This window comes from Methylophaga sp. UBA4204 (genome assembly GCF_002379485.1).
Taxonomy (GTDB): Bacteria; Pseudomonadota; Gammaproteobacteria; order Nitrosococcales; family Methylophagaceae; genus Methylophaga.
Map to the genome: position 1 here is coordinate 44,997 of NZ_DFTU01000078.1, position 4,035 is coordinate 49,031.

Annotated in this window: 3 protein-coding genes; all 3 read left to right on the top strand. The window is 48.6% G+C overall.

What is annotated here, in order from left to right:
* Positions 1-2,025: DNA translocase FtsK (locus B3182_RS11315; RefSeq protein WP_292752784.1), on the top strand; the 2,025-nt coding region annotated here is incomplete at its 5' end.
* Between the two features lie 60 nt (positions 2,026-2,085).
* Entirely contained in the window at positions 2,086-2,718 is a 633-nt protein-coding gene (gene lolA, locus B3182_RS11320; RefSeq protein WP_292356567.1) for an outer membrane lipoprotein chaperone LolA, read from the top strand.
* Positions 2,718-4,035 (top strand): replication-associated recombination protein A (locus B3182_RS11325; protein WP_292752786.1); only part of this gene is annotated, 1,318 nt, incomplete at its 3' end. The genes lolA and B3182_RS11325, both read left to right, overlap by 1 nt.

A 4,035-nucleotide genomic window follows, 5' to 3' on the forward strand; every position in this document is an offset into this window, starting at 1 on the left:
TTCAGTGGCTGGCTTTTATTCAGTTGGGGCAAACGTGCCGATGGCGACGATGCGTTACATTTCTGGGTATTGAAATCAGTTGGATTAGTGATGGCCTTGGCCGCAGCCAGTGGCTTGTCTTCCTTGAGTTTAATGGACTACGCTGATTTGTTGCCTTTAGGTGCTGGCGGGGTGCTGGGTGAAGTGGTTGGCCATGGTTTTGAATCGGTTTTTGGTGCTTCCGGAACCAGTTTATTGCTATTGGCGCTGCTATTGACCGGGGTAACGTTGTTTACCGGTTTATCCTGGCTGATGGTTATTGATCGTCTCGGTGCGATAGCCATGGTGGTGTTAATTCATGTAGCTCGCTGGAGTCGTGAGCTAAAGGAAAATTTGCAGGTTAGACGCACCCGTCAGCAACGCGAAGAAACGTTTATTGCTCAGAAAGAGAAAATGCAGCACAAGGCCAAAGTCCGAGTTGAGCCAAAGTTGCAGGTAAAAGAACCCAGCAAACGCGAAGAAAAGGAACGTCAGCAACCTTTATTTGAGACACCTGACGCACCGGGTATGCCGACTCTGTCGTTACTGGATCTGCCAAAAGCTGTCACAGCGGGTTACAGCGAAGATGTATTACAAGCGCTATCACGGCTGGTGGAGTTGAAGTTAAAAGACTTCGGCGTGGAAGTGCAGGTGGTCGAGGTTCAGCCCGGTCCGGTAGTCACGCGCTTTGAATTACAGCCTGCAGCTGGTATCAAGGTCAGCCGCATCAGTGGTTTGGCGAAAGATTTGGCCAGAGCCTTATCTATCACCAGTGTGCGTATTGTTGAGATTATTCCGGGTAAACCCTATGTTGGTTTGGAAATTCCCAACGAAATACGTGAAGTGGTTCGGTTACGTGAAATTCTCGCCTGTAGTGATTATGAAAACAGTAAATCACCGCTGGTTATGGCCTTGGGTAAAGATATTGCCGGCCGACCTGTGGTGGCAAACCTTGAAAAAATGCCGCATTTACTGGTGGCGGGCACAACGGGTTCAGGTAAGTCTGTTGCAGTAAATGCCATGATTTTAAGTCTGCTGTATAAAGCCACTCCGAAAGAGGTCCGGCTGATTATGGTAGACCCCAAAATGCTGGAATTATCAATTTATGAAGATATTCCACATTTATTGACGCCGGTCGTCACCGACATGAAAGAAGCCGCCAATGCATTGCGCTGGTGTGTTGCTGAAATGGAACGACGTTACCCACTGATGGCGGCATTAGGCGTGCGAAATATCGCTGGGTTTAATAAAAAAGTACAGGATGCGATTGATAGTGGTGAACCCATTCCGGATCCAATGGCTGAAGTGTTACCCGGCGAACCGATTCCAACACTGGAAACTTTGCCATTTATCGTGGTAATTATCGACGAACTGGCCGATATGATGATGGTGGTCGGCAAGCAGGTCGAAGAACTGATCGCCCGGCTTGCCCAGAAAGCTCGTGCTGCCGGTATTCATTTGATTCTGGCAACCCAAAGACCATCGGTCGATGTCATTACCGGTTTGATAAAAGCCAATATACCCACACGAATGGCATTTCAGGTGTCGTCGCGAATTGATTCACGCACTATCCTTGATCAGATGGGCGCAGAGCAGCTGTTAGGGCAGGGTGATATGTTGTATCTGCCTCCAGGCAGTGGATTGCCAGAACGGGTGCATGGCGCCTTTGTCGATGATCATGAAGTGCATGCTGTGGTGAATTTCCTGAAAACCCAGGGCGGCCCAAATTATCTGGAAGAAATTACTCAGGATAATGCGGATGATGATAGCGAGGGTGGCAGCGCCATTGGTGATGCCAGTGATGGAGAATCTGATCCCCTCTATGATCAAGCGGTGCAGATTGTGACTGAAAGCCGCCGCGCTTCTGTTTCCGGAGTGCAGCGTCGCCTGAAAATCGGCTATAACCGCGCGGCTCGCATTGTAGAAGCGATGGAAGCTGCAGGTGTGGTTTCAGCAATGCAAACCAATGGTAGCCGTGAAGTATTAGCACCCCCTCCGCGTAATTAATGCAATTAGTTAGTAACAGTTGATGTCTTAGTTGTTCCTGAAATGTTTTGGAGTAAAGAAATGATAAAACGCTGTGCAATACAGTGGTTGATGCTTGGATGGTTAATTCTGCCATCATTGGCATTTGCAGAATCGGCTGTTGATAGACTCAATACATTTGTTCAGGAGGTCTCCCAGTTGGAAGCAGACTTCCAGCAAACTGTAATTGGTACGGATGGTCAGGTGGTTGAAGAAGCAACCGGTCAGTTTCTGTTATCCAGGCCCGGTAAATTCCGTTGGGATTATGAAACGCCTTTCCCGCAACAAATCGTGGCGGATGGCGAGCGTATCTGGTTTTACGATGTCGATTTGGAACAAATCACAGTCAAGTTACAGGATGAAGCCTTAGCCGAAACGCCAGCAGGTTTATTATCCGGCAATACCTTGCCAGAAGCGGAATACGATATTCAGGAACTGGAATCGGAAGACGATCTGCAATGGGTTCGACTGGTGCCAAAAGCGGATGACAACAATTACCAGACAGTCGCTTTGGCTTTTGATGAAAAGGGTATTCGTGAAATGCTGATGGTAGACAGTTTTGATCAGCGCACCCGCCTGGTGTTTAAAAATCTAAAGATTAATCCTGATTTACCAGCATCAAGATTCGAATTCAAAGCGCCATCGGGTGTTGATGTGGTGGGTGACGTTCCCTAATGAGTCTGTTTGATAATCTGCATCCACATGTCGGCCGTCCATTGGCTGATCGGATGCGGCCGCAGTCGCTTGATGAATATATAGGTCAGCAACATTTACTGGCCGAGGGGAAGCCCTTAAGACAGGCCATCGCCACAGGCCAGCCGCATTCAATGATCTTCTGGGGCCCTCCAGGAACTGGTAAGACAACGCTGGCACGATTGATCGCCGGTTATTGTGATGCAGAATTTATCAGTATTTCGGCTGTATTGGCCGGGGTCAAAGAAGTTCGTGAAGCCGTTGCCAGAGCCAAGCAGCTGCAACAGGAACGTGGTCGACGCACCATGTTGTTTGTTGATGAGGTACATCGGTTTAACAAGTCGCAGCAGGATGCTTTTCTTCCCTATGTTGAGGACGGCACCTTTACCTTTATCGGTGCCACCACTGAAAACCCGTCATTCGAATTAAATAACGCATTGTTATCGCGGGCACGCGTCTACGTACTCAAATCGCTGGAAATTTGTGATTTAAAACTGATCATTGAGCGGGCTATGCAGGATGGTATACGTGGACTTGCTGGCCGTGATATCGCGATGAGCGATAAGTTACGTGAACAGTTGGCGCAAGCAGCCGATGGGGATGGCCGAAGGGTGCTGAACCTGTTGGAAATCGCCATTGATTTAGCAGACAGTAAACAGCAAACCGAAGTCGATGAGACTGATCTGGCCGAAGTATTATCAGGTACCTTACGACGATTCGATAAGGGTGGAGAAGCTTTTTACGATCAGATCTCGGCATTACATAAATCAGTTCGTGGCTCCTCACCAGACGGAGCGTTGTATTGGTTATGTCGGATGCTGGATGGTGGTTGTGATCCAGTTTATTTGATGCGGCGTATTGTGCGGATGGCGGTTGAAGATATCGGTAATGCTGATCCGCGGGGCTTGCGTATTGCGTTGGATGCCTGGGAAAGCTTTGATAAACTGGGTCGTCCTGAAGGCGAACTGGCGATTGCTCAAGCGGTGGTCTATCTGGCCAGTGCACCAAAAAGTAATGCTGTATATACCGCTTTTAAAGCGGCGATGCAGGATGCCAGGAACTTTGGTTCAGCCGAAGTGCCTTTGCATTTGCGTAATGCCCCGACCAAGTTAATGAAAGAGCTGGATTACGGTAAGGAATACCGTTACGCCCATGATGAGCCGGATGCATATGCGGCGGGAGAAAACTATTTTCCGGAAACTATGCCGCAGCGACACTATTATCAGCCGGTCAACCGTGGTCTGGAAATCAAAATTGCCGAAAAACTGGCGCATTTAAGAGAACTGGATAAACAACAAC